Source organism: Siccibacter turicensis LMG 23730, assembly GCF_000463155.2.
GTDB classification, from domain to species: domain Bacteria; phylum Pseudomonadota; class Gammaproteobacteria; order Enterobacterales; family Enterobacteriaceae; genus Siccibacter; species Siccibacter turicensis.
Genome location: NZ_AWFZ01000042.1, coordinates 303,968 through 329,393, shown reverse-complemented (window position 1 = coordinate 329,393; position 25,426 = coordinate 303,968). Strand labels below are relative to the sequence as shown.

The 25,426-nt window shown below is 63.1% G+C and carries 21 protein-coding genes; 6 read left to right on the top strand and 15 right to left on the bottom strand.

What is annotated here, in order from left to right:
- The first annotated feature begins 14 nt into the window (after nucleotides 1–14).
- Nucleotides 15–1,811, top strand: a complete 1,797-nt coding sequence (gene narX, locus DW58_RS13550) for a nitrate/nitrite two-component system sensor histidine kinase NarX (protein WP_024550364.1) — start codon at nucleotides 15–17, stop codon at nucleotides 1,809–1,811.
- Nucleotides 1,804–2,454, top strand: coding sequence for a two-component system response regulator NarL (gene narL / locus DW58_RS13545; RefSeq protein WP_024550363.1), 651 nt, complete (start codon nucleotides 1,804–1,806; stop codon nucleotides 2,452–2,454). Before narX ends, narL begins: the two co-directional genes overlap by 8 nt.
- Here narL and DW58_RS13540 read toward each other — a convergent pair whose 3' ends face one another.
- A complete protein-coding gene (locus DW58_RS13540) occupies nucleotides 2,455–3,864 on the bottom strand; it encodes a YchO/YchP family invasin (RefSeq protein ID WP_024550362.1) in 1,410 nt (469 codons plus the stop codon). It abuts the gene before it with no gap.
- 177 nt (nucleotides 3,865–4,041) lie between these two features.
- Between DW58_RS13540 and DW58_RS13535 the strand changes: the two genes are divergently transcribed.
- Nucleotides 4,042–4,593: a YbhB/YbcL family Raf kinase inhibitor-like protein gene (locus tag DW58_RS13535; RefSeq protein ID WP_024550361.1), complete on the top strand. Its 552-nt coding sequence runs from the start codon at nucleotides 4,042–4,044 to the stop codon at nucleotides 4,591–4,593.
- Here DW58_RS13535 and DW58_RS13530 read toward each other — a convergent pair.
- The 8 genes from DW58_RS13530 to chaB all read right to left on the bottom strand — a co-directional run bounded on the left by DW58_RS13530 (nucleotide 4,562) and on the right by chaB (nucleotide 16,918).
- Nucleotides 4,562–7,198 (bottom strand): nitrate reductase, encoded by a 2,637-nt coding sequence (locus DW58_RS13530; protein WP_024550360.1) that lies wholly within the window; start codon nucleotides 7,196–7,198, stop codon nucleotides 4,562–4,564. The two genes, DW58_RS13535 and DW58_RS13530, sit on opposite strands and share 32 nt — an antisense overlap.
- A complete protein-coding gene (nirB, locus tag DW58_RS13525; protein ID WP_081712999.1) occupies nucleotides 7,195–11,253 on the bottom strand; it encodes a nitrite reductase large subunit NirB in 4,059 nt (1,352 codons plus the stop codon). Before nirB ends, DW58_RS13530 begins: the two co-directional genes overlap by 4 nt.
- Before the next feature lie 9 nt (nucleotides 11,254–11,262).
- Nucleotides 11,263–12,051 (bottom strand): ABC transporter ATP-binding protein, encoded by a 789-nt coding sequence (locus DW58_RS13520; protein WP_024550358.1) that lies wholly within the window; start codon nucleotides 12,049–12,051, stop codon nucleotides 11,263–11,265.
- Nucleotides 12,052–12,061: 10 nt separating this feature from the next.
- Nucleotides 12,062–12,946: a nitrate ABC transporter permease gene (gene ntrB, locus DW58_RS13515; protein ID WP_024550357.1), complete on the bottom strand. Its 885-nt coding sequence runs from the start codon at nucleotides 12,944–12,946 to the stop codon at nucleotides 12,062–12,064.
- An 11-nt stretch (nucleotides 12,947–12,957) separates the two neighbouring features.
- Nucleotides 12,958–14,208, bottom strand: coding sequence for a CmpA/NrtA family ABC transporter substrate-binding protein (locus DW58_RS13510; protein WP_029593029.1), 1,251 nt, complete (start codon nucleotides 14,206–14,208; stop codon nucleotides 12,958–12,960).
- Between the two features lie 223 nt (nucleotides 14,209–14,431).
- Nucleotides 14,432–15,631 (bottom strand): nitrate regulatory protein, encoded by a 1,200-nt coding sequence (locus DW58_RS13505; protein WP_024562621.1) that lies wholly within the window; start codon nucleotides 15,629–15,631, stop codon nucleotides 14,432–14,434.
- A 197-nt stretch (nucleotides 15,632–15,828) separates the two neighbouring features.
- The gene (locus tag DW58_RS13500; protein WP_035885576.1) at nucleotides 15,829–16,488 is read right to left on the bottom strand and encodes a gamma-glutamylcyclotransferase; all 660 of its coding nucleotides are present in this window, start codon (nucleotides 16,486–16,488) and stop codon (nucleotides 15,829–15,831) included.
- A 199-nt stretch (nucleotides 16,489–16,687) separates the two neighbouring features.
- Nucleotides 16,688–16,918 carry a putative cation transport regulator ChaB gene (gene chaB, locus DW58_RS13495; protein ID WP_024551027.1) on the bottom strand — a complete coding sequence of 77 codons (231 nt, stop codon included), beginning with the start codon at nucleotides 16,916–16,918 and terminating at the stop codon, nucleotides 16,688–16,690.
- 274 nt (nucleotides 16,919–17,192) lie between these two features.
- Between chaB and chaA the strand changes: the two genes are divergently transcribed.
- A complete protein-coding gene (gene chaA, locus DW58_RS13490; RefSeq protein WP_024551026.1) occupies nucleotides 17,193–18,287 on the top strand; it encodes a sodium-potassium/proton antiporter ChaA in 1,095 nt (364 codons plus the stop codon).
- Nucleotides 18,288–18,364: 77 nt separating this feature from the next.
- Here the strand turns inward: chaA and kdsA are convergent, their stop codons facing one another.
- From kdsA to hemA, 6 genes are read right to left on the bottom strand one after another with little or no spacing between them, the layout of a single operon-like run.
- Complete coding sequence (kdsA, locus tag DW58_RS13485; RefSeq protein ID WP_024549807.1) at nucleotides 18,365–19,219, bottom strand: 3-deoxy-8-phosphooctulonate synthase; 855 nt, start codon at nucleotides 19,217–19,219, stop codon at nucleotides 18,365–18,367.
- A 31-nt stretch (nucleotides 19,220–19,250) separates the two neighbouring features.
- Nucleotides 19,251–20,060, bottom strand: a complete 810-nt coding sequence (gene sirB1 / locus DW58_RS13480) for an invasion regulator SirB1 (protein WP_024549806.1) — start codon at nucleotides 20,058–20,060, stop codon at nucleotides 19,251–19,253.
- Between the two features lie 3 nt (nucleotides 20,061–20,063).
- Nucleotides 20,064–20,453 carry a SirB2 family protein gene (locus DW58_RS13475; protein ID WP_024549805.1) on the bottom strand — a complete coding sequence of 130 codons (390 nt, stop codon included), beginning with the start codon at nucleotides 20,451–20,453 and terminating at the stop codon, nucleotides 20,064–20,066.
- Nucleotides 20,450–21,301, bottom strand: a complete 852-nt coding sequence (gene prmC, locus DW58_RS13470; RefSeq protein WP_024549804.1) for a peptide chain release factor N(5)-glutamine methyltransferase — start codon at nucleotides 21,299–21,301, stop codon at nucleotides 20,450–20,452. The genes DW58_RS13475 and prmC overlap by 4 nt, the downstream gene beginning before the upstream one ends.
- Nucleotides 21,301–22,383 (bottom strand): peptide chain release factor 1, encoded by a 1,083-nt coding sequence (prfA, locus tag DW58_RS13465; RefSeq protein WP_024549803.1) that lies wholly within the window; start codon nucleotides 22,381–22,383, stop codon nucleotides 21,301–21,303. Before prfA ends, prmC begins: the two co-directional genes overlap by 1 nt.
- Before the next feature lie 44 nt (nucleotides 22,384–22,427).
- Nucleotides 22,428–23,684, bottom strand: coding sequence for a glutamyl-tRNA reductase (hemA, locus tag DW58_RS13460; protein WP_024549802.1), 1,257 nt, complete (start codon nucleotides 23,682–23,684; stop codon nucleotides 22,428–22,430).
- A gap of 200 nt (nucleotides 23,685–23,884) precedes the next feature.
- Between hemA and lolB the strand changes: the two genes are divergently transcribed.
- Both lolB and ispE read left to right on the top strand, forming a co-directional pair.
- Complete coding sequence (lolB, locus tag DW58_RS13455; RefSeq protein WP_024549801.1) at nucleotides 23,885–24,508, top strand: lipoprotein insertase outer membrane protein LolB; 624 nt, start codon at nucleotides 23,885–23,887, stop codon at nucleotides 24,506–24,508.
- A complete protein-coding gene (gene ispE / locus DW58_RS13450) occupies nucleotides 24,505–25,374 on the top strand; it encodes a 4-(cytidine 5'-diphospho)-2-C-methyl-D-erythritol kinase (RefSeq protein ID WP_024549800.1) in 870 nt (289 codons plus the stop codon). Before lolB ends, ispE begins: the two co-directional genes overlap by 4 nt.
- Nucleotides 25,375–25,426: the final 52 nt, after the last annotated feature.

Genomic DNA, 25,426 nt, shown 5'->3' with positions numbered 1-25,426 from the left:
GGAGCCGCTCGTCGATGTTTACACGCCTGTTCTCACCCCTGACGCTTATCAGCCAGCTGACGCTTATCGTGCTGGTGTCCGCTGCAATCGGCATCTCCGGGATGTCGGTGGCGGGCTGGCTGGGTCAGGGCATTCAGGGCAGCGCGCACGCCATCAACAAGGCCGGGTCGATGCGTATGCAGAGCTACCGCCTGCTCTCCTCGGTGCCGCTCCAGCGCGACAGCGCCGGGCTGATGGAGGAGATGCACCGCACCACCTTCAGTACCGAGCTGGCAGACGCCGCAACGCGTGACGGCGAGAGCGCGCGGCTCGACGCCCTGCAAACCTACTGGCGCGACGTACTCGAGCCGCGGCTGCTTCAGGCGCGCTCCCCGGATGAGGTGCGGGCCAACGTCGAGGCGTTTGTCAGCCAGATTGACGCCCTGGTCACCGCCTTCGATCACACCACCGAACTGCGCATCGAACGCATCGTAATGCTCCAGCATGCGCTGGCCGGGTTGATGGGGCTGCTGCTCATTTTCACCGTTATCTGGCTGCGCCAGCGCCTGCTTCGCCCGTGGCGACAGCTTATGGCGATGGCCACCGCCGTCGGCCACCGCGACTTCTCCCAACGGGTCAACATCAGCGGACGCGATGAGATGGCCACCCTCGGGAAGTCGCTTAACAGCATGTCTTCCGAACTGGCCGCCAGCTACAGCGTGCTTGAGGAGCGGGTGGCGGAGAAAACCGCGGTGCTGGCGCACAAAAACGAGATCCTCGCGTTCCTGTGGCAGGCCAGCCGCCATCTGCACTCCTCTGCCCCGCTGTGCGAGCGCCTCGCCCCGGTACTGCACGATCTCCAGCAGTTGACGCTGCTGCGCGACATTGAGCTGCGGGTGTATGAGTTTGACGACGATGAAAACCCGCAGGAGTTTACCTGGCAGGCCGGCGAAACCTGTGACGCCAAAGGCTGCCGCCTCTGCCCGCGCCACCTCGCCCCGATGGACGGCGCCTCTACCACTCTGAAGTGGCGGCTGACCGACACCCATAACCAGTACGGCCTGATGCTGGCGAAGCTGCCGGTGGGCTGTCACCTGAGTCAGGATCAGCAGCAGATGGTCGACACCCTGGTGGAGCAGATTACCGCCTCGCTGGCCATCGATCGCCAGCAGGATCACCACCAGCAGCTGATCGTGATGGAGGAGCGCGCCGCCATCGCCCGGGAACTGCACGACTCCATCGCCCAGTCCCTCTCCTGTCTGAAAATGCAGGTGAGCTGTTTGCAAATGCAGGGCGAGGCGCTGCCGGAGAGCGCCCGCTCGCTGCTGGCCCAGATGCGCAACGAGCTTAACTCCTCGTGGGCGCAGCTGCGTGAACTGCTCACCACCTTCCGCTTGCAGCTGACCGAACCGGGGCTGCGCGCCGCGCTGGAAGCCAGCTGTCAGGAGTTCAGCGCCCGGCTCGGGTTCCCGGTGGAGCTCAACTACCAGCTGCCGCCGCGCCTGATCCCCTCGCATCAGGCCATTCACCTGCTGCATATCGCCCGGGAAGCGCTGAACAACGCCCTGAAACACGCGGGGGCCACCGCCATTCGGGTCAGCGTCACGCGGCGCGATCGCCAGGTAACGCTGTCCATCGAGGATAACGGCCGCGGCGTGGCGGAGAACGCCGAACGCAGCAACCATTACGGTCTGATTATTATGCGGGATCGCGCGCAAAGCCTGCGCGGTGACTGTCAGGTCCGCCGGCGCGACAGCGGCGGCACCGAGGTTATCGTCACCTTTATTCCCGACGTACCATCACCTTCAAACCAGGGAGATACCTATGAGTAATCCGGATGCAGCAACCATTTTGCTGATTGACGACCACCCGATGCTGCGCACCGGCGTGAAGCAGCTTATCAGCATGGCCCCGGATCTCGCTGTCATTGGCGAGGCCGGCAACGGCGAACAGGGCATCGAGCTTGCCGAGTCGCTGGACCCGGATCTGATCCTGCTCGACCTCAACATGCCGGGCCTTAACGGCCTTGAGACGCTGGATAAACTGCGCGAAAAGTCGCTCTCCGGCCGCATCGTGGTGTTCAGCGTCTCGAATCACGAAGAGGATGTGGTGACGGCGCTGAAACGCGGGGCCGACGGCTATCTGCTGAAGGATATGGAGCCGGAGGATCTGCTCAAGGCGCTGCATCAGGCGGCCGCGGGTGAAATGGTGTTAAGTGAAGCCCTGACCCCGGTGCTGGCGGCAAGCCTGCGCGCCAGCCGCGCGCCGTCCGACCGCGACATCACCCAGCTGACGCCGCGCGAGCGCGACATCCTTAAGCTTATCGCCCAGGGGCTGCCGAACAAAATGATCGCCCGCCGCCTCGACATCACCGAGTCCACGGTGAAGGTCCACGTAAAGCACCTGCTCAAAAAGATGAAGCTCAAATCCCGCGTCGAAGCAGCGGTATGGGTGCATCAGGAACGCGTTTTCTGATCACTCCTCAGGCAGCAGCCGGAAACGCGGATCCTCTTCCGGCGACGCCGTCAACGGTGCGGTGGCGTCAAGCGTAATCACGTTAGACGTCACGCGCTGCCCCCGATTGTCCTCTACCGTGACTGACAGACGCCAACTATTGTTGGCGCCCGGACTGCTGTCCCAGGCCGGCATAATCACCGTCCAGCCGTCAGGCGAGGCGCTGTCTACCGGCGGTGTCAGGCTTAACGCATGGGTATCTCCCTGCCAGGTCAGGCGGCGTATGCCGTTGACGCTGCGCACCTGCAGCTTAAGCGCCACCGTTTCGCCAGGCTGGAGATCCCAGGGCGGCGTGGCCAGAAATACCGACAGGGTTTTTCGCTGGCGGAAATTCACTTCCGGTACCGGGTTACGATCGACGCGGTCATACCGGCTGCCGCGCAGCGAGCTGGTGTTCGCCACCTCGGCGGCAGAGAGCTGTTTGGCAAGCGGCACGCCGAAGCGGTAGTTAAGCGTCAGGCCGAGGTTGTTCTGGCTGGCCCCCGCCTCGCCCTGCTTGTGCTGCGCGGTCAGCGTCACCAGCGGTACCGGCGTGTAGTTCAGCCCCACCTTCACCGCCACCGGATCGTGGTAGCCGGTTCCGCTATCAAACAGGTCGACGTTATCGCCAAAGTACTGCTCAAGGCTCAGGCTGGTATTGATATGGCGGTAGAACGGCAGCCACGCCTGAGCGGTGACGTCATACCCGCGCGCCAGACGCTGCTCAAGGGTGTCGGAGGCGGTCTGCCAGCCGCCGAACGGCGAATAGTAGTTGGCCGAAAAGCGCAGGTACTCGCCCCAGGCTTCGGCGCCAAATCCGGCGCGCTGCAGGTGGTCGTCAAAACGGGTGTCGTAGAAGGTGTTGTAGCCCAGCAGCCATCTTCCGGCCACCCAGCGCTGGCCCACCCCGGCGTTACCCACCAGGCCGTCGGTGTGCTGACTGACGCCAAACTGAGTCCAGGTCAGGTAGCGGTTGTTATCCTGCCAGGGCGTGAACAGCGACCCGCTGCTGCCGGTGAATTTCCCCTCGTCGTCCACCAGCAGATTGAGATTGGTGGTCCCGAGCGGAGAGAGCAGAGACTGCACCTCATCGCTGACCCGCCCGGTCACCGCATCGCGCAGGTGGTTGAAAGCAAATATCCGCGCCTGCTCCCCGGCATCCAGATCGTTATCCACCATGCTCTCTTCACCGAAGGCTTTAGCCATGGTCGCGAGATGCTTTTCGTAATCGTCGTTCTCCGGGGCAATACCGAGATCCGGCAGGCTGTCGCCGTTATTGTCGAAGGGATTGGCGGCCTTTTGTGACCAGCTGGGTTCCGCGCTCGCGCCGCCGGCCGACAGCAGGAGCGTCAGCAGCAAGCAGCGATATCGGGGGGAAAAGAAACTCCACATCAGTTAGTTAGCGTTATCTCTCTGAACGTAACATCCGGATAATCCGGGCGAAAGCACAGTATAACATACCCCTGGCTGGCTATTTTTTAACCAGAGTTGTGCTTTTCCGGATTATCCTCACCCGCGATGGGTCCGGCTGCGCTACGCTTTATGCACCCTCCTCGTTGAGATGACGCTATGAAAAAAAGTTTGCTGGCCGCGCTCTGCAGCCTGCCGATGCTGGTTTCCGACATCGCGGCAGCGCAGGATATTTTCATGTTGCAGTCCCCGGATTTTGCCGACAACGCCATGCTGGAGAAACGCTTCGCCGGTAACGCGGAAAATAATCCGAATTGTACCGGTGAGAACAACTCCCCCACCCTGGTGTGGAGCCATGCCCCCCAGGGCACCAAAAGCTATGCGCTGATCCTCCACGACCCGGAAGGGGCAAAGGGTCTGGGCGTCACGCATCTGGTGGCCTATAACATCGCCCCGACCAGCACCGGTTTTGCCGCTAACGATCTGCGCGACGGCAAAGGCTATACCGGTGGCAAAAACAGTCCGGGCAACCTGCGCTACCACGGCCCGTGCCCGCCGCCGGGCAGCGGCGCGCACCACTATGTCTATACGCTGATTGCCACCGACCTCGACCCGAATTTGCCGGAAGGGTTAACCCGTGAGGCGCTGTTTGAGAAGCTGAAAGGGCACGCCCTCACCGCTACCGGGCTGATTGGTCGCTTCGGTCAGTAACCCGCACGCGCTGCGCCAGCAGGGCCCGCAGCTCCGGGATACAGGAGCCGCAGTGGGTACCGCAGCGCAGCGCCCTCCCCAGCGCCGCCGCAGAGTCGCAGCCCTGCTCGATCGCCTCGCGGATGGCGTTCTCCCCAACCTGCATGCAGCTGCAGACAATGCGCCCCGCCTGCGCTGCGGGCTGTGCGGCACGACCTGCCAGCAGCGCGTGTCGTGCTGCCGGGTCAACGGGCGGTATCGCAAAGGCCGCCAGCACCGCATCGCTATCCACCTCCGGGCAGCGGCTGCCGACGTAAAGCGCCAGCTGTAGCTCGCCCTGCTGCCACGCCAGCAGATGACACATCCCTTCGCCCTGGGCAACCTGCAGCTCCCAGCCGCGCGCCGCGGCCCAGGCCTGCACACTGCCGCAGTCCGGCGTATCGCTCGCCAGCCGCAGCCAGGTAACCCCCGCCTGCGCCAGCCGCCAGCGGCTTATTGACGTTGGCAGCGTGGGCGGTTCGCGGCTGAGCAGCCAGCCCTGCCACGTCGGCGTCCAGCCGCTGAGCGTCACCGCGGTCTGCTTGCTCTCCGGCTGACCGGAGTGCGGATCGCAGTGCCCTGCCACCAGGCTGTTCACTCCCGACTCGCTGGCGAACTGTCGGTTCCAGTGCATGGGCGCAAACAGCGTGCCCGGAGCCTGGTCATCCGTCAGCTGTGCAAAGCCGGTCATCGTCCCGCACGGCGAGGTAAGTTTCACCGGCTGGCCGTCCGTCACCCCGCAGCGGCGCGCGTCTTCCGGGTGGATCGCCACCCGCGGTAACGGGTTGTGCTGCATCAGGCGCGGTACCGTGCCGGTGCGGGTCATGGTATGCCACTGGTCGCGATAGCGGCCGGTGTTAAGCACCAGCCCCGGCGCATTCGCCTCCCGGTAGCGCTGCGGCGTAACCGGCACCATCGTCAGCCGCGTCTCGACTCCCCAGCCGCGTCCCTCGGTCAGCATCCGTTCGCTGCCCTGCGGATGCGCGGCGTTCACCGGCCACTGCACGGGCGACAGCTGGTCATACTGTTCCCGGGTCAGATCCGCCAGGCCGCTGATGTCAAACGCGCGGCGGCCCGCGTTCTCAAAACCCGACAGCACGGCGTGCTCGCAGAAAATCTCATGGGGGTGCTGCCAGCCGAACGCAGCCCCGTAGCCCATGCCGCGCGCGACCTGAGCCAGGATCCACCAGTCGGCGCGCGCCTCGCCGGGGGGTGGCATAAAGGGGCGCTGACGGGAAATACGCCGCTCCGAGTTGGTGACGGTGCCGTTTTTCTCGCCCCAGGCAAGCGCCGGAAAGCGGATGTGCGCGTGGCGGCCGGTGTCGGTTCCGGCGCTGACCTCGGAGACAATCACCAGCGGGCAGGCCGCCAGCGCCCGGTTGACCTTGTCGCTATCCGGGAGCGACACCGCCGGGTTGGTGCCCATGATCCACACCGCTTTCACCTCACCGCGTTCGATGGCATCAAACAGCTCCACCGCCATCAGCCCCGGCGTGGCGGCGATCCGCTCGCTGCCCCAGAAGCGCCCAAGCCGGGCGATATCCTCCGGCACAAACTGCATATGGCAGGCGAGCTGGTTTGCCAGCCCGCCCACTTCCCGCCCGCCCATGGCATTCGGCTGACCGGTCAGAGAAAAGGGTCCGCAGCCGACGCGCCCGATGTGCCCGCTCGCCAGGTGAACGTTGATAATCGCGTTGCACTTGTCGCTCCCGGTACTTGACTGGTTGATGCCCATGGTATAGAGCGTCATGGCGCGCGGGGCGGTAATGAACCGGCGGTAAAATTCGGTGACAACGTCACGATCGAGATCGCAGTAGTGCGCCACGTTATCCACGCTCCAGCCTTGGGCGCTCGCCAGCGCGGCCTCTTGTCCGGCGAACTGCGCCGCCGCAAGCGGTCGCTGCTCGCACACGGCGCGCAGCAGCCCGGCATAGAGTCCGGCGTCGCTTCCCGGTGCCAGCCGCAGGTGAAGATCGGCGATATCGCAGGTGGCAGTGCGCCGCGGGTCCACCACCACCACCTGCAGGGCCGGGTTGTCCTGCTTCGCCTGGGCGATGCGCTGGTAGAGCACCGGGTGCGTCCAGGCGGCGTTTGAGCCAACCAGCACAATCAGATCGGTCTGCTCCAGGTCCCGGTAGCTGCACGGCACCACGTCAGCGCCAAAGGCACGTTTGTAGCCCACCACCGCCGAGGCCATGCACAGCCGGGAGTTGGTATCGATATTGCCCGCGCCGATAAACCCCTTCATCAGCTTGTTGGCGACGTAGTAGTCCTCGGTAAGCAGCTGCCCCGAGGCGTAGAACGCCACCGCCTGCGGGCCGTGTTCCCGCACCGTCTCCTGCAATTTACTGGCGGCCGTCTCCAGTGCCGCGTCCCAGGGGACGCGCCCCCCGTCCACTTCCGGGTAGAGCTGCCTCCCCGCCAGACCCAGGGTGTCGCCGAGCGCCGCACCTTTGACGCAGATGCGCCCGAGGTTCGCCGGATGATCGGCATCGGCGCTGACCCTTACCCCGCCCTCCGGCAGGTGTTCAGCAACCAGCCCGCACCCGACGCCGCAATATGGGCAGGTGGTCCTGACCCGGCTCATGATGCCGCCGCCCGCAGGAGCAGCGCCTGACTCCCCACCCACACCTGGCCGCCCTCCACTTTGACCGGCCAGGCGCGGACCGCCATTTCACCGCTCTCCGGGTCGCAGCCGTCGCGCAGGCGGATGCGCTGCTTGTAAAGGGGCGAAATCACCACCGGCTCGCCCGCCGCATCGCCCAGCAGACCACGCGACAGCACGTTCGCCTGGCTGCCCGGCTCCAGATTATCGAGGGCGTAAACCTGCTCCCCGAAGCGGAACAGCGCAATCTGCATCTCACCGAGGCGGGCACCAATCCCGGCGTCGCGCGGGATGTCATTGAGCTGGCACACCGCCTCCCACGGACGGCGCGGCGGCGCAGCGTCCTGCACCTCGACGCGCGCCACCGGCTGCGGCTGGCCGCGCAGCATCCGGCGCTGGACGCCTTCGTCCGGCCGGTCGCTGTTGACGCTGGTGCGAAACAGCGCCAGCCGATCAGGGCTGGCCAGGGTGGTCTGCCACTCGCACTGGTAAGACGCCACCACCTGGGCCATCTCCTGCTCCAGTTCGGCGTTAATCCCGAGGCTGTCCTCGACCACTACCTCGCGCAGGTAGTCCAGCCCGCCCTCAAGGTTGTCCATCCAGGTACTGGTGCGTTGCAGGCGGTCCGCGGTGCGAATGTAGAACATTAAAAAACGATCGATGTAGCGGATCAGCGTTTCGCTGTCGAGATCGCTGGCGAACAGATCACCGTGACGCGGCTTCATGCCGCCGTTGCCGCACAGGTAGAGGTTCCACCCGTGCTCCGTGGCGATGACGCCCACGTCTTTACTCTGCGCTTCGGCGCACTCGCGGGTGCAGCCGGAGACCGCCATCTTGATCTTGTGCGGGCCGCGCAGCCCCTTGTAGCGGTGCTCCAGCCTGACCGCCAGGCCGGTAGAGTCCTGCACCCCGTAGCGACACCAGGTGGAGCCGACGCAGGATTTAACGGTGCGCAGCGATTTTCCGTAGGCGTGGCCGGTTTCAAACCCGGCCGCGGCCAATTCGGCCCAGATGGCAGGGAGCGCGTCCAGGGGCGCGCCGAACAGGTCGATGCGCTGCCCGCCGGTGACTTTGCTGTAGAGTCCGTACCGTTTGGCGATCTGGCCGATGGCGATAAGCCCGTCGGGGGTGACCTCCCCGGCTGCCATGCGCGGTACCACCGAGTAGGTGCCGTCCTTCTGGATGTTGGCGAAATAGCGGTCGTTGGTGTCCTGCAGCGGCAGGTGCGCCGGTTTAAGCAGATACTCGTTCCAGCACGAGGCGAGGATTGATCCCACCAGCGGCTTACAGATCTCGCACCCGTGGCCGGTACCGTAGCGGCTGATAAGCTGTTCAAAACTGCGGATGTGGTTGACCCGCACCAGGTGGTAGAGCTGCTGGCGCGAATAGGCAAAGTGTTCGCAGACGTCCCGCTTGACCTCAACGCCCTGCACCGCCAGCTGATGCTCCATCACCTGCTTGACCAGCGCGCTGCACCCACCGCAACCGGTGGCGGCTTTGGTGCACTGCTTGACTGCCGCCATCTCCCCCGCACCGCCTGCAACCGCGGCGCAGATATCCCCTTTGGTGACGTTGTGGCACGAGCAGATCGACGCGCTGTCCGGGAGGGCTGCCACACCCAGCCCTTTGGGGGCCGCGCCGCTGAGGGACGGCAGGATCAGGCTCTCGGGCTCTGCGGGAAGCGGCAGGCCGTTGAGCATGGTCTGCAACAGCGTGCTGTAGTCGCTGCTGTCTCCCACCAGTACCCCGCCGAGCAGGGTTTTACCGTCCGCCGCCACCACGATCTTCTTGTAGATCTGCTGCGGGCCGTGGGTCCACTGGTAGCTCTGGCTGCCTGGCGTAGTGCCGTGCGCATCGCCGAACGAGGCCACCTCCACGCCGAGCAGCTTCAGCCGGGTGCTCATATCCGCCCCGGTGAAGCGCAGATCCTGCTGGCTCAGCTGGGCGGCCACCACCCGCGCCATCTGATAGCCCGGCGCCACAAGGCCAAAAATTCTGCCCTGCCACAGGGCGCATTCGCCGATGGCAAAGATGTGCGGGTCCCGGGTCTGGCAGCGATCGTCAATCACCACCCCGCCGCGTTCGCCGATCTCCAGCCGCGCCTCGCGCGCCAGCCGATCCTGCGGGCGGATGCCGGCCGAAAACACCACGAGATCGGTATCCAGCGTGCCGCCGTCGGTGAAGCGCAGCTGCAGCCCCTGTTCCGTGGGCGCAATCTGCGCGGTGGATTTCCCGGTATGCACCCCGACGCCCAGCGCGGTGATTTTGTCGCGCAGCAGCGCCGCACCGGAGGCGTCCAGCTGCACCGCCATCAGCGAGGGGGCGAACTCCACCACGTGGGTTTCCAGCCCCAGCTGTTTCAGGGCGTTTGCCGCCTCAAGCCCTAGCAGGCCGCCGCCGATGACCACGCCGCGTCGGGCCTGCTGCGCCCGGCTGCGGATAGCATCGAGATCGTCCAGGGTGCGGTAGACGAAGCAGCCCGGCAGATCGTGCCCCGGCACCGGCGGCACAAAGGGGTATGACCCGGTAGCCAGCACCAGCGTATCCCAGGGCGTTTCCGCGCCCTGAGCGTCGCGCACTACTCGCCGCTCGCGGTCTATGGTTTCGATGCGGCAGCCGGTGCGCAGTTCGATACCGGTATCGGCAAAGAAGTCACCCTCCACCATGGAGAGCGAGGCCGCGCTGCGCCCGGCGAAGTACTCCGAAAGGTGCACCCGGTCATAGGCGGCATACTGCTCCTCGCCAAAAACAATAATCTGGTAGCGCTGGTGCAGCCCCTGGGCGACGCACTGTTCGAGGAAGTGGTGGCCCACCATGCCGTGACCGACCAGAATAAGCACAGGTTTGTTCATTGAAATCTCTCCAGAGTCAGCGGATGCCGGGGCGTCAAACAGCAGCGCCGGGCCGGTAGCGGGTTGATGCAGGCTGGCAAGCCAGGCGTTGGCCGGGGTGACATCGCCGTACAGCAGCGTGCCGACCACCTTCCCGTCGCGCAGCAGCAGACGGCGATAGTGGTGCGCCAGCGGATCCAGGGTGGTAAGAGTCTGGCAGCCGGGGCCGCCCTGCACCTCCCCGGCGCTGAACAGGTCGATGCCAGTGACCTTCAGGCGCGTCCCGCGATCCGCATAGCGGAACGGCTCTACGTCCTCGCCCATCAGCCGGGCGGCCAGCACGTCGGCCTGTTGCAGACAGGGCGCGACCAGCCCCCAGGTGCGGCCCTCGATTTCGCAGCATTCGCCGAGGGCGCTGACGCCGGGTGCGTTGGTGCGCAGCCAGCCGTCCACCTGGATGCCGCGCTGGCAGGCCAGGCCGCTCGCCTGCGCCAGGGCGATCTGCGGGCGCACGCCGGTGGCGATCACCACCCGCCCGGCAGGAAGCCGACGCCCGTCCGCCAGTGTGACGGTGTCGGGTTCAATGGCCGTCAGGCCGCTGGCAAGCTCGCAGTGAATGCCCCGGGCGCGCAGCGATTCGGCCAGCAGACCGCCTGCCACCTCGTCCAGCTGCTGCTCCATCAGCCACCCATGGCGGTGAACCAGCGTGACGTCACTCCCGCGCAGGCGCAGCGCGGCGGCGGCCTCCACGCCAAGCAGCCCGCCGCCCAGCACCACCGTCGGGCCATCCAGCGCCAGCAGCTTTTCGACATCGCCCATCGTGCGAAACCCGACCACGTGCGGCAGGTCAATGCCCGGCAGCGGCGGAAACGCTGGCAGCGATCCGGTGGCGAAGACCAGCGCATCCCACGCCAGCTGCTGGCGCGTGGTCGTCAGGGTTCGTCCGGCGAGATCCACGCTGTTGACCCGCTCCCCGGGCAGCAGCCGGATGCCGTGCTGCTGATACCAGGCGGCGTCGTGCAGGCGGGTGGCGTCGGAAGACGTCTCCCCGCTCAGCACCGGCGAGAGCAGAATGCGGTTGTAGGCCGGCTGCGGCTCGTCGCCGATCAGCGTGATGGCGTAGCGGTCGGCGTCCCGCGCCAGCAGCGACTCCACCAGCCGCACCGCGGCGATGCCGTTGCCGATAATGACCAGTCGTGGTGCCATGTCCGCTCCTTACGCCGCTTTCGGCTGCTTTTCGTAGAGAAAGCGCAGGATCCGCTGGCGCAGGGCGTGATAGCGGCTGTCGTCGGCCAGCGCCACGCGGTTGCGCGGACGCGGAAGATCCACGGTCAGCACCTCGCCGACGGTGGCCGCCGGGCCGTTGGTCATCATCAGTACCCGGTCGCTGAGCAGCACCGCTTCATCCACGTCATGGGTGATCAGCACTATGGTGGTGTTCAGCGCCTGCTGGATATGCATCACCGCATCCTGCAGATGGGCGCGGGTCAGGGCATCCAGCGCGCCGAAGGGCTCGTCCATCAGCAGCACGCGCGGTTTCATCGCCAGCGCCCTGGCAATCCCGACGCGCTGCTTCATGCCGCCGGAGATCTCCGATGGCCGCTTGTCCAGTGCATGTCCCATCTGTACCCGCTCCAGGTTGTGAATAATCCACTCCCGGCGCTCCGCCTTTGACATGCTGCGCCTGAACACCTGATCCACCGCCAGCGCCACGTTTTCAAAACAGGTCAGCCACGGCAGCAGAGAGTGATTCTGAAACACCACCGCGCGCTCCGGTCCGGGCCCGGCAATCTCCCGGTTATCACACAGCAGCCCGCCTTCGCTTGGGGTGGCGATCCCGGCAATCAGATTGAGCAGGGTCGACTTTCCGCAGCCCGAGTGGCCGATCAGGCTGACCGTTTCGCCGGGGGCGATATCAAACGAGACGTTGCTCAGGGCCAGAAACTCGCCGCCTGCGGTGGCGAAACGTTGACTCACCTGTTGTACCTGAATAATGGGTTTCATCCTCTGCTCCTCAGTTGTCCTGCCAGTTAACGCGACGCGCCAGCAGCATCAGCGCCTGCTCAAGTACCAGCCCCACTACGCCGATGATCACGATGGCGATCAGGATGTTTTCCACGTTGAGGTTGTTCCACTCGTTCCAGATCCAGAAGCCGATCCCCAGCCCGCCGGTCAGCATCTCCGCGGCAACAATCACCAGCCAGGCGATGCCCACCGAGAGCCGCACGCCGGTCAGTACCGCCGGCAGCACCGCCGGGAACAGGATGCGGCGCATCACCGTCCACTCGGAGAGACGCAGCACACGGGCGACGTTGAGATAGTCCTGAGGCACGCGCTTTACGCCCTCGGCGGTATTGATCACCATCGGCCAGATGGAGCAGATAAAAATGGTCCAGCTGGACGCCGGTTCGGCCTTCTGAAACAGCAGCAGGCCGATGGGCAGCCAGGCGAGCGGGCTGACCGGGCGCAGCAGCGCGATCAGCGGATTAAACATGCGGGCGACAAACACGAAGCGGCCAATCAGAAAGCCGAGCGGGATGCCCACCAGCGCCGCTAGTCCAAACCCGACTGCCACACGCCCCAGCGAGGCGAGCACGTTCCAGCCGATACCGCGATCGTTGGGGCCGTCGTTGTAAAACGGGTCGGCAAACAGCGTCAGCGCAGAGTCCAGCGTGCTGAGCGGGCCGGGAAAGCCTTTGCTGTGCAGCGCCGCGAGTTGCCAGGCGACGCCGAGCAGCAGCAGGCCGAGCAGCGCCGGGATCAGACGTTGCAGGGCCTCGTTGAGGCGCGTGCGCCAGCGCGGGGCGCGTCGGCGTACGTTTACCGCCGGGATGGGGATCACCGCGGCGCGGGCGGCGGGCGTGTCGGTCTCTGTCACGATGTGCGGGGCCGGATTCATGGGGAGTCTCCTCAACGGGTAATAGCAAAACGGGCGGCGTACTCGGCGGGACGGGTACCGTCCCAGCGGCTGCCGTCCATCAGAGTGCTGGTGCGCAGCAGCGAGGACGGGGTCGCGATACCGCCCACCGCCGTCGCAGCCTGCTGCCAGATGTCGTTCCGGTTGATGCGGGCGGCAATGCCCTGATAGTCCGGGTCGGCGGTGAGCAGCCCCCAGCGGCGGAACTGGGTGAGAAACCACATGCCGTCCGAGTGCCAGGGAAAGCTCACGTTGCCGTCGTTAAAAAAGCGCATCGGGTGGGCGTCCTGCCAGCGCCGCCCGGCGCCGCTGTCGTACTCCCCGAGCATGCGGCCGGTCAGGTACTGCTCCTTGGTGTTGAGCCAGGCGCGACGCGCCAGCACCCGAGCGGTTTCGCGTCGGTTGTCCGGGCTGGCGTCGATCCAGCGCGCGGCCTCCATCACCGCGGCCACCAGCGCCCGGGCGGTATGCGGATGCTGCGCAACCCATGCAGCCCGGGTGCCGAGAATTTTCTCCGGATGATCCGGGAACACCTCCTGCGAGGTGGCGGCGGTAAAGCCAATACGGTCGTTGATGGCGCGGGCGTTCCACGGCTCACCGACGCAGAAACCCACCATGTTGCCGATACGCATGTTCATCACCATCTGCGGCGGGGGAACCACCACGGTGCGCACATCGTTGAAGGGGTGTATGCCCGCCGCCGCCAGCCAGTAGTAGAGCCACATGGCATGGGTGCCGGTCGGGAAGGTATGGGCGAAGGTGTAGGTGCCCGGCGCGCTGGCCGCCACCCGCTTCGCCAGCCCGTCGGCATCCCGGATACCGCTCTCCAGCAGTTCGCTGGAAAGCGTGATCCCCTGCCCGTTCTGGTTGAGCGTCATCAGGTTAGCCATCGGGTGCGCTTTCCCGGCAAGACCCAGTTCGAGGCCGTAGAGCATGCCGTAGAGCATGTGCGCCGCATCAAGCTCGCCGGAGACCAGCTTGTCACGCACCGCGGCCCAGCTGGCCTCTTTGCTCGGCACAATGCTGATGCCATATTTTTTGTCGAAGCCCTTCAGGGCGGCCATTACCACCGGGGCGCAGTCGGTAAGGGGAATAAACCCCACCCGCACGGTGTTCAGCTCCGGCGCATCCGACCCGGCGGCATACGCCGCGCCCATCACGCCCGGTAACAGCATGGCCCCACCCAGCGCCGCACCTGCCTGCAAAAACCGACGGCGGGTAATCCTCACTGGCACATCGCTCATACAGCCCCCTGAAAACAAAAAAGCGCCCGGCGGTGAAGTTCACCGCAGGACGCCGTTATCCGTTTCTGCCATCGACCGCCGTTGGCCGGGGCAAAAAATAAGTTGTATGAGAATACTGCAAGGGCTGTGCCAGAATCGCACCCCCGCGCACAGGCGGGCTGTGGGGCGTCAACGGCACCGGTTTGCACCGTCAGCGCCCGCTAATTGCCCAATGATTGTGCAACTACTCCTTACGGGGTACCGCTAACAGCGAGCCAACGCTCAGCATCGCGGCGGCAATCTCCACCATGCGCCGGTTCTGGTTCATCGCCAGACTTCGCAACTGCTGCCAGGCCTCCTCCTCGCTGAGATGTCGGTGGGTCATCAGCAGGCTTTTGGCTTTGTCGATGGTTTTGCGCTCGGCAAGCGTCGCCTCCAGGGACGCCAGCTGATGCGAAAGCGTGGCGATCTGCCGGGCCTGATCCCGCACCAGGCCAATCAGGTCTCGCCCCGGCGGGGTTTCCACCTCGTCGTCGGCGTGCGCTTCCAGCCAGCGGCTGAAATCGCGCGGTTGGGCGTGTGCCGCCAGCAGCGCCTCGGTTTCCTGAATCAGCCCGGCAATCAGCGCCTCTTCGCGCTGGCGCAGGCTGTCGAGCCGGGCGGTTTGCAGCGCAAACCAACGCAGCGCCAGGTCGGTGGGGTCCTCCGTGCGGGGCAGACGGGTGCAGGCGAGCCGCCGCAGCCGCTCGGTTTCCCGGGAGGGGGTGCAGTAAGCCTGCCAGGCACCGGCCTGGTCGGGGGTGGTCAGGGAGAGAAAGGTATCGAAGCAGCGCTGCTGGCCGTCAATCCTGTCTACCAGCTGCTGGCGCAACGCGTCGTCCACTTCTCCCCGGGTAAAACCGATGGCGCCCAGGGCGCGCTCCTGCCCCGCCAGCTCTTTGCCCTGCATCAGGCTGTAGAGCGCGGTGAGCTGCCGGGCGATAGCGGGGTCGTCCACGGTGTCGTTAGCCTGAACCACGATGTTCAGCAGGTGGCGGATAACGCGGCTGAAGTGCGTCATGGCATCGGCCGGGGTCGCCTCACGGGTGGCGATGCGTTCGCGTAGCGCGCCAAGCGTATCGAGATACCCCAGCGCGCAGGCCAGCGAGGTGCAGAGCAGGCTGCTCAGGGGAGGCGCATCGGCCTGTAACAGAGCAATAAAGCGCTGGCGCTGGGCGTCGGTTTGCCGGGCGCACAGCCGTCGCTCCTGCTGGTAAAGCGTGCCGTCTGAGCAAAGCCAGACGTTAGAGGCGCCGCGCTCGCGCTGGAGCAGATGCACCAGGTGGCCGATGGCGCTTGCCCACTGTGCGACCTGGTGCAGCTGGCGCAGCGTGGCGCGGCGCTGTTGATGGGCGGCGTGATACCAGGTCAGCGCGTCGGGGGAGGATTCTGGCGTATTGATCATCGCATGCTCGCTCTGCCGGATAAGGGTAAGCGTTATCAAGCAAAAGCCGTGCCGGAACCACGCGGGCGCTTAGCCTAGAGCTGGACGCCTCTGGGGTAGCATCCGTTCAGCCTAGTCGGGCGATGCGTTCAGGAAATGAACATAACGCAAGGGGCAGGCGTCACTCTCCTGCCCCTCTGCGAGTGACAGGCCGGGCGTCAGGCCTGGTGCAGCGCCCGTACGTGGCCGATAAGGTCGTCCAGCGAAGCGTCCTGCATGCCGAGCTGCCTGAGCGCGGTATCAAGGGAGAACAGATACTGGGCGTTGGTGCCGAGCGGGCCGCTCGCCGCGGCAATCAGCGGCGCAATCACCTGCGCACGGGTATCCGCCTCATACTGCGGGTGGCGCGGATCCATGATAAACACCAGCGCGTTCACGGTGCGGCCGTCGTCGAGCGTCAGGCGACACCAGGTCGGCAGGTAGCAGCCGGTAATCATTTCGCGCTTCCACAGCAGGGTCAGCTCATCTTCCAGCGCGCTCTCGGGGATACGGTAGGCGATGCCGGTGGTGCGTCCGCCCTCTTTCAGGGCCAGCATGCGACCTGGCTTGCAGGCGGTGCCGCGCCCGGCGGTAAGCCGCAGGCAGAACGCGCGGTGCCAGCCGGTAAGGGTGGCGGTGCAGGAGTCATCGAACTCCAGCGCCGGGTTCCACATCAGCGAGCCGTAACCAAAGATCCAGACGGGGGAGTGGTCGGGCCGACAGGCCAGCGTAGCGCTCAGGGATGCGGCGCGTTGTTCCGCAGACCACAGCAACGACTCCTCGATAGCACCAAACGCCGTTTTACAGTCGGCTTTCATTAAAAAATCACGTGTTAACACTTTCCACCTCCGCCACTGCGGCGTCCCTGCAATAATCCTGTTTCGCCATCCCGGCTTGCATGCCGCGCACCGCGCGGCATCTGATGACCTTATGAAATTAACGGGGCGCTGGCAATACGACAGCCCCTCTCCGTTAGACCTTTTTATCATCACATTTTGCAATGGCTGCATAACGGGCGATTAGCGCCTGTTCAGGTGGCTATTTCTTTTTATGCCACTTATCGTCATCACCCTTTTCGTATTCATGCTTAACCGCCGCCCAGGCAACTCGATGGGCCGTCTCCTCGCGGCTGGCATCGCCCCGGCGATCGTCTTTGTCCTTGTACTGGTCCCAGGCGCTGTTAAACGCCTCTTTATAAATTTCCTGCGCGTGGGCGGGAAGCACGTTGGTCACATTGTCCGGCAGGTCGCTTTTCGATTTATACGGCATGGTAAGCCTCCTTTTACAGGGTAAAGGATAAGTGTGGTACAGGACGCGCCGCGTCGCCACATCCGGTGATTTATGACCGGAATATGCTTTTAAGATGATGATTTAGCGATGTAATTTTCGGAATGCTGGCATTTATGAGGACTGGAAACCAAATTGAAACCAAACCCGTAAAAATCTGTAAATATTTACGGTTGAAATGTGACTGTTTGCTATTTTAAAAGGGTTTGCAGGAGTGACTATACTGAATCGATACCTGCGCTTATGGAGGAACAGGATGCCAACAACACATGAGGCGGTGAAAACCCGTCATAAGGAGACGACTCTCCTCTTTCCGGTTCTGGCACTGGTCGTGCTGGCGCTTTGGGGGTCAAGCCAGTCACTACCAGTGGTGGTCGGGATTAATATTCTGGCGCTGGTCGCCATTTTAAGCAGTGCTTTTAGCGTAGTACGCCATGCCGATGTGCTGGCACACCGTCTCGGCGAACCCTATGGTTCCCTGATCCTTAGCCTTTCCGTCGTTATTCTCGAAGTCAGCCTGATTTCCGCCCTGATGGCCACGGGTGATGCCGCGCCGACGCTGATGCGCGATACGCTCTACTCGATCATCATGATCGTCACCGGCGGTCTGGTTGGTTTTGCCCTGCTGTTGGGCGGCAACAAGTTCGCAACGCAGTACATGAACCTGTTCGGTATTAAGCAGTACCTGATTGCCCTGTTCCCGCTGGCGGTTATCGTGCTGGTGTTCCCGATGGCGCTGCCCACCGGCAATTTCTCCATCCCTCAGGCGCTGCTGGTGGCGCTGATCTCGGCGGTGATGTATGGCGTGTTCCTGCTCATCCAGACCCGCACCCACCAGAGCCTGTTCGTCTACGAGCACGAGGATGAAGGGGACGATCCCCACCACGGTAAGCCGTCGGCGCACAGCAATATCTGGCACTCGGCGTGGCTGGTGGTGCACCTGATTGCCGTGATTACCGTGACAAAAATGAATGCCAATCCGCTGGAGTCGCTGCTGGGCTGGGCCAATGCCCCGGTCTCGTTCACCGGCTTCCTGGTGGCGCTGCTGATCCTCTCGCCGGAAGGCCTCGGCGCCCTGCGTGCGGTGCTGAATAATCAGGTGCAGCGCGCCATGAACCTGTTCTTCGGATCGGTGCTGGCGACCATCTCGCTGACGGTGCCGGCGGTAACGCTGATTGCCATGATCACCGGCAACGAGCTGATCTTCGCCCTTGGCGCGCCGGAGATGATTGTGATGATGGCCTCACTGCTGCTGTGCCACATCTCGTTTTCTACCGGGCGCACCAACGTGCTTAACGGCGCGGCGCATCTGGCGCTGTTTATCGCCTACCTGATGACGATTTTCGCCTGAGTCGTCACTCACGCCCTGGCCGTTTTCAGCCATAAAAAAACCCCGCCGCGGCGGGGTTTTTGCTGTACGAGGGTCAATCAGTGAGAGGTGTCTAACTCGTCGAAGTTTTTCACCAGGTCGTCGATGGCTTTGATCTGCTTCAGGAACGGCTCAAGCTTCGCCAGCGGCAGCGCGGACGGGCCATCGCACAGAGCGTGTTCCGGATCCGGATGCGCTTCGATAAACAGGCCAGCCAGGCCGGTGGCCATGCCGGCGCGCGCCAGCTCGGTAACCTGAGCGCGACGGCCGCTGGAGGCGGCGCCAAACGGGTCGCGGCACTGCAGGGCGTGGGTCACGTCAAAGATCACCGGTGAGTTACCGGAGACTTTCTTCATTACGCCAAAGCCGAGCATGTCGACCACCAGGTTGTCGTAGCCGAAGTTACTGCCGCGATCGCAGAGGATCACTTTCTCGTTACCGCCCTCTTTGAACTTGTCCACGATGTTGCCCATCTGGCCCGGGCTTACGAACTGCGGTTTCTTCACGTTGATAACCGCGCCGGTTTTCGCCATCGCTTCCACCAGGTCGGTCTGACGCGCCAGGAAGGCCGGGAGCTGAATCACGTCAACCACATCGGCAACCGGCTGAGCCTGCTCGGCGGTGTGCACGTCGGTGATGATTTTCACGCCGAACGTCTGCTTCAGCTCCTGGAAAATCTTCATCCCCTCTTCGAGGCCTGGGCCGCGATAGGAGTGGATAGAGGAACGGTTAGCCTTATCAAACGAGGCTTTGAAGACGTAGGGGATGCCCAGCTTCTGGGTCACGGTGACATAATGCTCGCAGATGCGCATCGCAAGATCGCGGGACTCCAGCACGTTCATGCCGCCAAACAGAACGAACGGCAGGTCGTTTGCTACCTTGATATCGCCAATGCTAACCACTTTCTGTGTCATAAAAAATCGCCTTATCAGATGTAATCGGTAATTAGTGGAGCGTCACGGATTTGTTCGCAATGGTGTTGATCTGCGCCCGAATCATCTCGCTGATCGGGTCTTCCGGGCACTGCTCAATAAAGTAGTTCAGATCGTTGATCGCCACATGCTCGCACTCCAGCTGGGCGTAAATCAGCCCGCGGTCGCGGATTTCATAGGGATCTTCGGGGTTAAACTGCAGCAGCGCTTCACTGGCGCGCAGGGCCAGCTCCATCTGCCGCTCTTCCATCAAGGCCGACTTGAGGGTATCGAGCATTTTGCGGATCACCTCGGCGTTTTCGGCCTCGTCTAAATCTTCGTCATACAGCTGGGCAACCGGGTTGATGTTGCCGCGCAGCCACACTTCCAGCGTATGCTCATCCAGCGTATCGCCGTTGAACGGGTTGATAAGCCACATATCCCCGTCCATCCAGTCGGCACGCAGGATCATCTGGGTGGGGAAAATCACCGGCATCAGCGGAATATCCAGCCGCCCGGCAATCCACAGCAAAATGGCGCCCAGCGACACCGCGCTGCCCTGGCGGTTCTTCAGCACCTGATCGAGCCACAGCGCATCGGATAAACGGTAGACGCCGCGGGCGTCTTTGAAGCCCCAGGCACCGTAAAACAGCGACAGCAGTTTTTCGAGCTGCAGGTCCTGATGCTGACCTTCACAGATCTCTTCCCGCGCGAGCTTCACCAGCTTCTCAAGCTCGTCGAAGACCTCGTGAGACGGAAAATCTTCCCTGACAAGCTGTGAAATCAGGATCATGCCCTCGCAGAGCGGTGCTTGATTGAATTCGAAATCAGCTAACGACTTCATTACTTACCCCAGTAACGGTATTTGCGTGATGGCGAGTTTAAGGATGATGTAAACCATCACCAGCGCCAACAGGAAAGCGAACCAGCGCGTTTGCTGGCGGCGTTTGCCTTTGCCAAGCGCAATAAAACCTAAAACGATGTAGATGATAACGCCAAATAGCTTCTCCGTCAGCCATGCGCCATGTGCGGTGAACGGATAGTAGCGCGTCCAGATCATCAGCACGATGCCGGTCAGCAGCAGCAGCGTGTCGTTGACGTGCGGCACAATGCGCACCCAGCGCTGCAGGCGCAGCGGCGAAGCACGGTACTGCCACCAGTAGCGCAGCACAAACAGACTGACGGAAATCGCCACCGTGGCGATATGCAGATATTTCACGGTTAAAAATGTCGTCATGACACAGACTCCTTGTTGTCGGGCCACTGCCCGACGCTAAGCCGCTCGTTGCCGCCGTAGTCGCGGCAGGTGAGCACCTGCGTATACCCGGCACGCTGCAGCAGCTGCCGTACCGCATCGCCCTGCTGCCACCCGTGCTCCAGCAGCAGCCAGCCGCCGGGAAGCAGATACGCCCGCGCCTCATCGACCAGACGCGCCAGATCCCCAAGGCCGTGCTGGTCAGCGACCAGGGCGCTGAGCGGCTCAAAGCGTACATCGCCCTGCTGCAGATGGGGATCCTGCGCATCGATATAGGGCGGATTGCTGACGATCATATCAAAACGACGGGAAAAAAGTGCGTGAAACCAGTCACTTTGCAGAAACTCGACGTTGGAGATGTGCAAATTCTGCGCATTCCGCTGCGCCAGTGCCACCGCCTCCGGTACGCGGTCCACGCCGGTGACGCTGCAATCCGGGCGCTCGGATGCCAGCGCAAGGGCAATCGCCCCGGTGCCGGTGCCGGCATCCAGGATGCGGCACGGCCCGGCGGGCAGACGCGCCAGCGCCTGTTCAACCAGGCATTCGGTATCAGGACGTGGGATAAGCGTGGCGGGAGAAACGCACAGCGGCAGCGACCAGAACTCACGCATACCGGTCAGGTGCGCCACCGGCTCGCCGGCTACGCGGCGGGCCAGCAGAGCATCGAGCTGCGTCAGTTGGTCGGGCTCGAGTTCGGTTTCCCCGAAAGCGAGAATAAAGGTGCGCGAGGCGCCGGTAACAAAGCCCAGCAGGATTTCCGCATCGCGCTTCGGGCTGTCGCCGCCTTGCAGCGCGGCAACCGCCGAGGTAAGCCAGCCCTGGTAGTCCATTATTCCTGATCGGACAGCGCGGCCAGCAGGTCTGCCTGATGTTCCTGCACAATCGGCTCAATCAGCATATCCAGCTTGCCTTCCATCACCTCATCCAGACGGTAGAGCGTCAGGTTGATGCGGTGATCGGTGACGCGGCCCTGCGGGAAGTTGTAGGTGCGGTTGCGATCGCTGCGATCGCCGCTGCCGAGCAGGTTTCGACGGGTGGAGGCCTCTTCCTGCTGGCGCTTGGCAACTTCCGCGGCGCGAATGCGTGCGCCCAGCACCGCCAGCGCTTTGGCTTTGTTTTTATGCTGGGAACGCTCGTCCTGACACTCCACCACGATGCCGGTCGGCAGGTGGGTAATACGGATTGCGGAGTCGGTGGTGTTAACGTGCTGACCACCCGCACCCGAGGAGCGGAAGGTATCGATCCGCAGATCCGCCGGGTTGATGTCCGGTAGCTCCGCTTCCGGCAGCTCCGGCATCAGCGCAACGGTACAGGCAGAGGTGTGGATACGGCCCTGTGATTCGGTGGCCGGCACGCGCTGCACGCGGTGCCCGCCGGATTCAAACTTCAGACGACCATACACGCCTTCGCCGCTGATTTTGGCGATCACTTCTTTATACCCGCCGTGCTCGCCCTCGTTGGCGCTCATGATCTCAACGCGCCAGCGGCGCGATTCGGCATAGCGGCTGTACATGCGGAACAGATCGCCGGCAAACAGCGCCGCTTCGTCACCGCCGGTACCGGCGCGCACTTCAATAAAGGCGTTACGCTCGTCGTCCGGATCCTTAGGCAGAAGCAGCACCTGCAGCTGCTGCTCCAGGGCTTCGCTTTTCTCTTTCGCGTCGCGCAGTTCTTCCTGCGCCATGTCGCGCATCTCCGGATCGTCGAGCAGCATCTGCGCGGTGTCGATGTCTTCCTGGTTCTGACGCCACTGCAGGAAGCAGGCCGAGACGTCGCTTAGCTGCGCGTATTCACGCGAGAGCGCACGGAAACGGTCCTGATCGGCAATGGTGGCGGCATCGCCCAGCAGAGCCTGAACTTCTTCATGGCGTTCCTGCAAGGCTTCCAGTTTGGCAACGATAGAAGGCTTCATAGGCGGTAAATCACCCTTGTTATTAGTATGAAAGTGGGAACGTGCTAATCCAGCCCGAGGCTGTTGCGCAGAATGTGCAGGCGTTCGTCATCGCCGTCGCGAGCGGCCTGCTGAAGAGCTTTGGTTGGAGCATGGATCAGGCGGTTGGTCAGTTTGCGCGCCAGATCCTGCATAATAGATTCCGCATCGCCGCCCTGTTGCAGGGCCGCCAGCGCTTTGGCCGTTAATTCTTCCTGCACCATACTCGCCTGGCCGCGGTATTCGCGGATGGTGTCGCTGGCGCTCTGGGCGCGAACCCAGGCCATAAACTCGCTCGCTTCCTGCGCAACAATGCTCTCTGCCTGAATGGCAGCGGCTTTACGCTGGGCGAGGTTATGGGAAATGATGGCCTGCAGATCGTCCACGCTGTAGAGATAAGCGCTGGTCAGCTTGCCGACCTCGGGCTCAACATCGCGCGGCACGGCGATGTCCACCAGCAGCATGGGCTGGTTACGGCGCGCTTTCAGGGCGCGCTCCACCATCCCTTTACCAATGATCGGCAGCGGGCTGGCGGTGGAACTGATAATGATATCCGCGTCTTTCAGACGCTCGTCAATCTCCGCCAGGCCGATCACATCGGCCCCCACTTCATCCGCCAGACGCTGAGCGCGCTCGCGGGTGCGGTTGGCGATAATCATTTTCTTGACGTTGTGCTCGCGCAGATGGCGGGCGGCAAGCTCGATGGTTTCACCGGCGCCGACCAGCATCACGGTCACGGTAGAGAGGGATTCGAAGATCTGGCGCGCCAGGGTGCAGGCAGCAAACGCCACCGAGACCGCACTGGCCCCGATGTCGGTTTCGGTACGCACGCGCTTGGCGACGGAGAAGGACTTCTGGAACATGCGTTCCAGCTCGCTGGCCCCGGCATGGCCGCGCTGCGAATCGGCATAGGCTTTTTTGACCTGGCCCAGAATCTGCGGCTCGCCCAGCACCAGTGAATCCAGACCGCTGGCGACGCGCATCAGGTGACTGACAGCGTCATTGTCGTGGTGCCAGTAGAGGCTGTTGCGCACATCTTCTTCATCGAGATTGTGGAAATCGCACAGCCAGCGCACCAGGCGGTCATGGAGGTTGTCCTGCTCTTCAACGCTGAGATAAAGCTCGGTACGGTTGCAGGTCGACAGCACCACCCCGCCCTGCACCATCGGCAGCGCCTGCAGGCTTTCCAGCGCCTGGTCGAGCGTGTCCGGCGAAAACGTAACGCGTTCTCGCAGCGAGACAGGAGCCGTTTTGTGGTTGATGCCGAGCGCTAAAAGGGTCATGTGAGCGGGAATAGTACCAGCGTTGATATGGTTAGACCGGGGCATCATACAGGATGCCAGGAATCAAGAAAAGGGAATCACCCCTTTTGGAGTAATAGTTAATTTTATGATTTAGGACAACGAGAACATAGACGCCCGACCAGGCGGGCGCTAGCATGAAAGGTTACAACCGCAACGTTTTTCAAGGATTTGCCGTCATTATGACCATCGCTGATATTCGACTGCTACGCCTGTTGCCGCTGGCAACGCTTGTGCTGACCGCCTGTACCACCACCGCCCCGAAAGGCCCAGGCACCAGCCCGGACAGCCCGCAGTGGCGTCAGCACCAGGCTGAAGTGGCGCGTATTTCCCAGTACGACACCCGCGGCGCGTTCGCCTTCCTCTCCGATAAGCAAAAAGTCTACGCCCGCTTCTTCTGGCAGCAGACCTCCCCGGAGCGCTACCGCCTGCTGCTGACCAACCCGCTTGGCAGCACCGAACTGCAGCTGGATGCCGCACCGGGCCACGTTCAACTGGTGGACAATAAAGGTCAACGTTACACCGCGATCGATGCCGAAGAGATGATTGGCAAACTGACCGGCATGCCGATCCCGATCAACAGCCTGCGCCAGTGGATGCTGGGCCTGCCCGGCGATGCCACCGACTATAAGCTCGACAGCAACTATCGTCTGAGCGAAGTGAACTACAGCCAGAACGGCAAAGACTGGAAGGTGGTCTACAGCGACTACAACACCGAGATGCGTCCGGCCCTGCCGTCCAATATGGAACTGCGTCAGGATAACTTGCGCATCAAGCTGAAAATGGACAGCTGGAACGTGAAATGATGAGTCGCTGGCCCTCTCCGGCAAAACTGAACCTGTTTCTCTATATCACCGGGCGGCGCGCGGACGGGTACCACAACCTGCAGACGCTGTTTCAGTTTCTTGATTACGGCGACGAGATCGCCATTACCCCACGCAGCGATGGCGAGCTGCGGCTGGTAACCCCGGTGGACGGCGTGGCGCAGGAGGACAATCTGATTATCCGTGCCGCCCGCCTGCTGCTGTCCGAAGGCCGCGTGCGTGGTCTGACAACCGCCAGCTGGGGAGCCGATATCGGCGTCGAGAAGCGTCTGCCGATGGGCGGTGGTCTTGGCGGCGGTTCATCCAATGCCGCTACGGTGCTGGTAGCGCTTAACCAGCTGTGGCAGTGCGGCTTCACCACCAACGAGCTGGCCACGTTTGGGCTGCGGCTGGGTGCCGACGTGCCGGTATTTGTGCGCGGCCACGGGGCGTTTGCCGAGGGCGTTGGCGAGCTTCTGACGCCGGTGGATCCGCCGGAGAAGTGGTATCTGGTGGCGCATCCCGGCGTGAGCATTCCCACCCCGCTTATTTTTAACGACCCGGACCTGCCGCGCGCTACCCCGGTCAGGTCAATCGAAACGTTATTAAATTGTGAATTTGGCAACGATTGTGAGGTTATCGCAAGAAAACGTTTTCGTGAGGTTGATGCCGCGCTTTCCTGGCTGTTAGAATACGCGCCGTCGCGCCTGACCGGCACAGGAGCTTGTGTGTTTGCTGAATTTGACACCGAATCCGCCGCCCGTCGGGTGCTTGAGCAAGCCCCGGAGTGGTTACAGGGTTTTGTAGCGCGCGGAATGAATATTTCTCCACTACAACATGCCATTTCCGGGCACGCTGAGCTCCGGTGACAACGTCACCCTGTTTCAGACGTTGCATCGCGCTCTTTATTACACCGCCTGG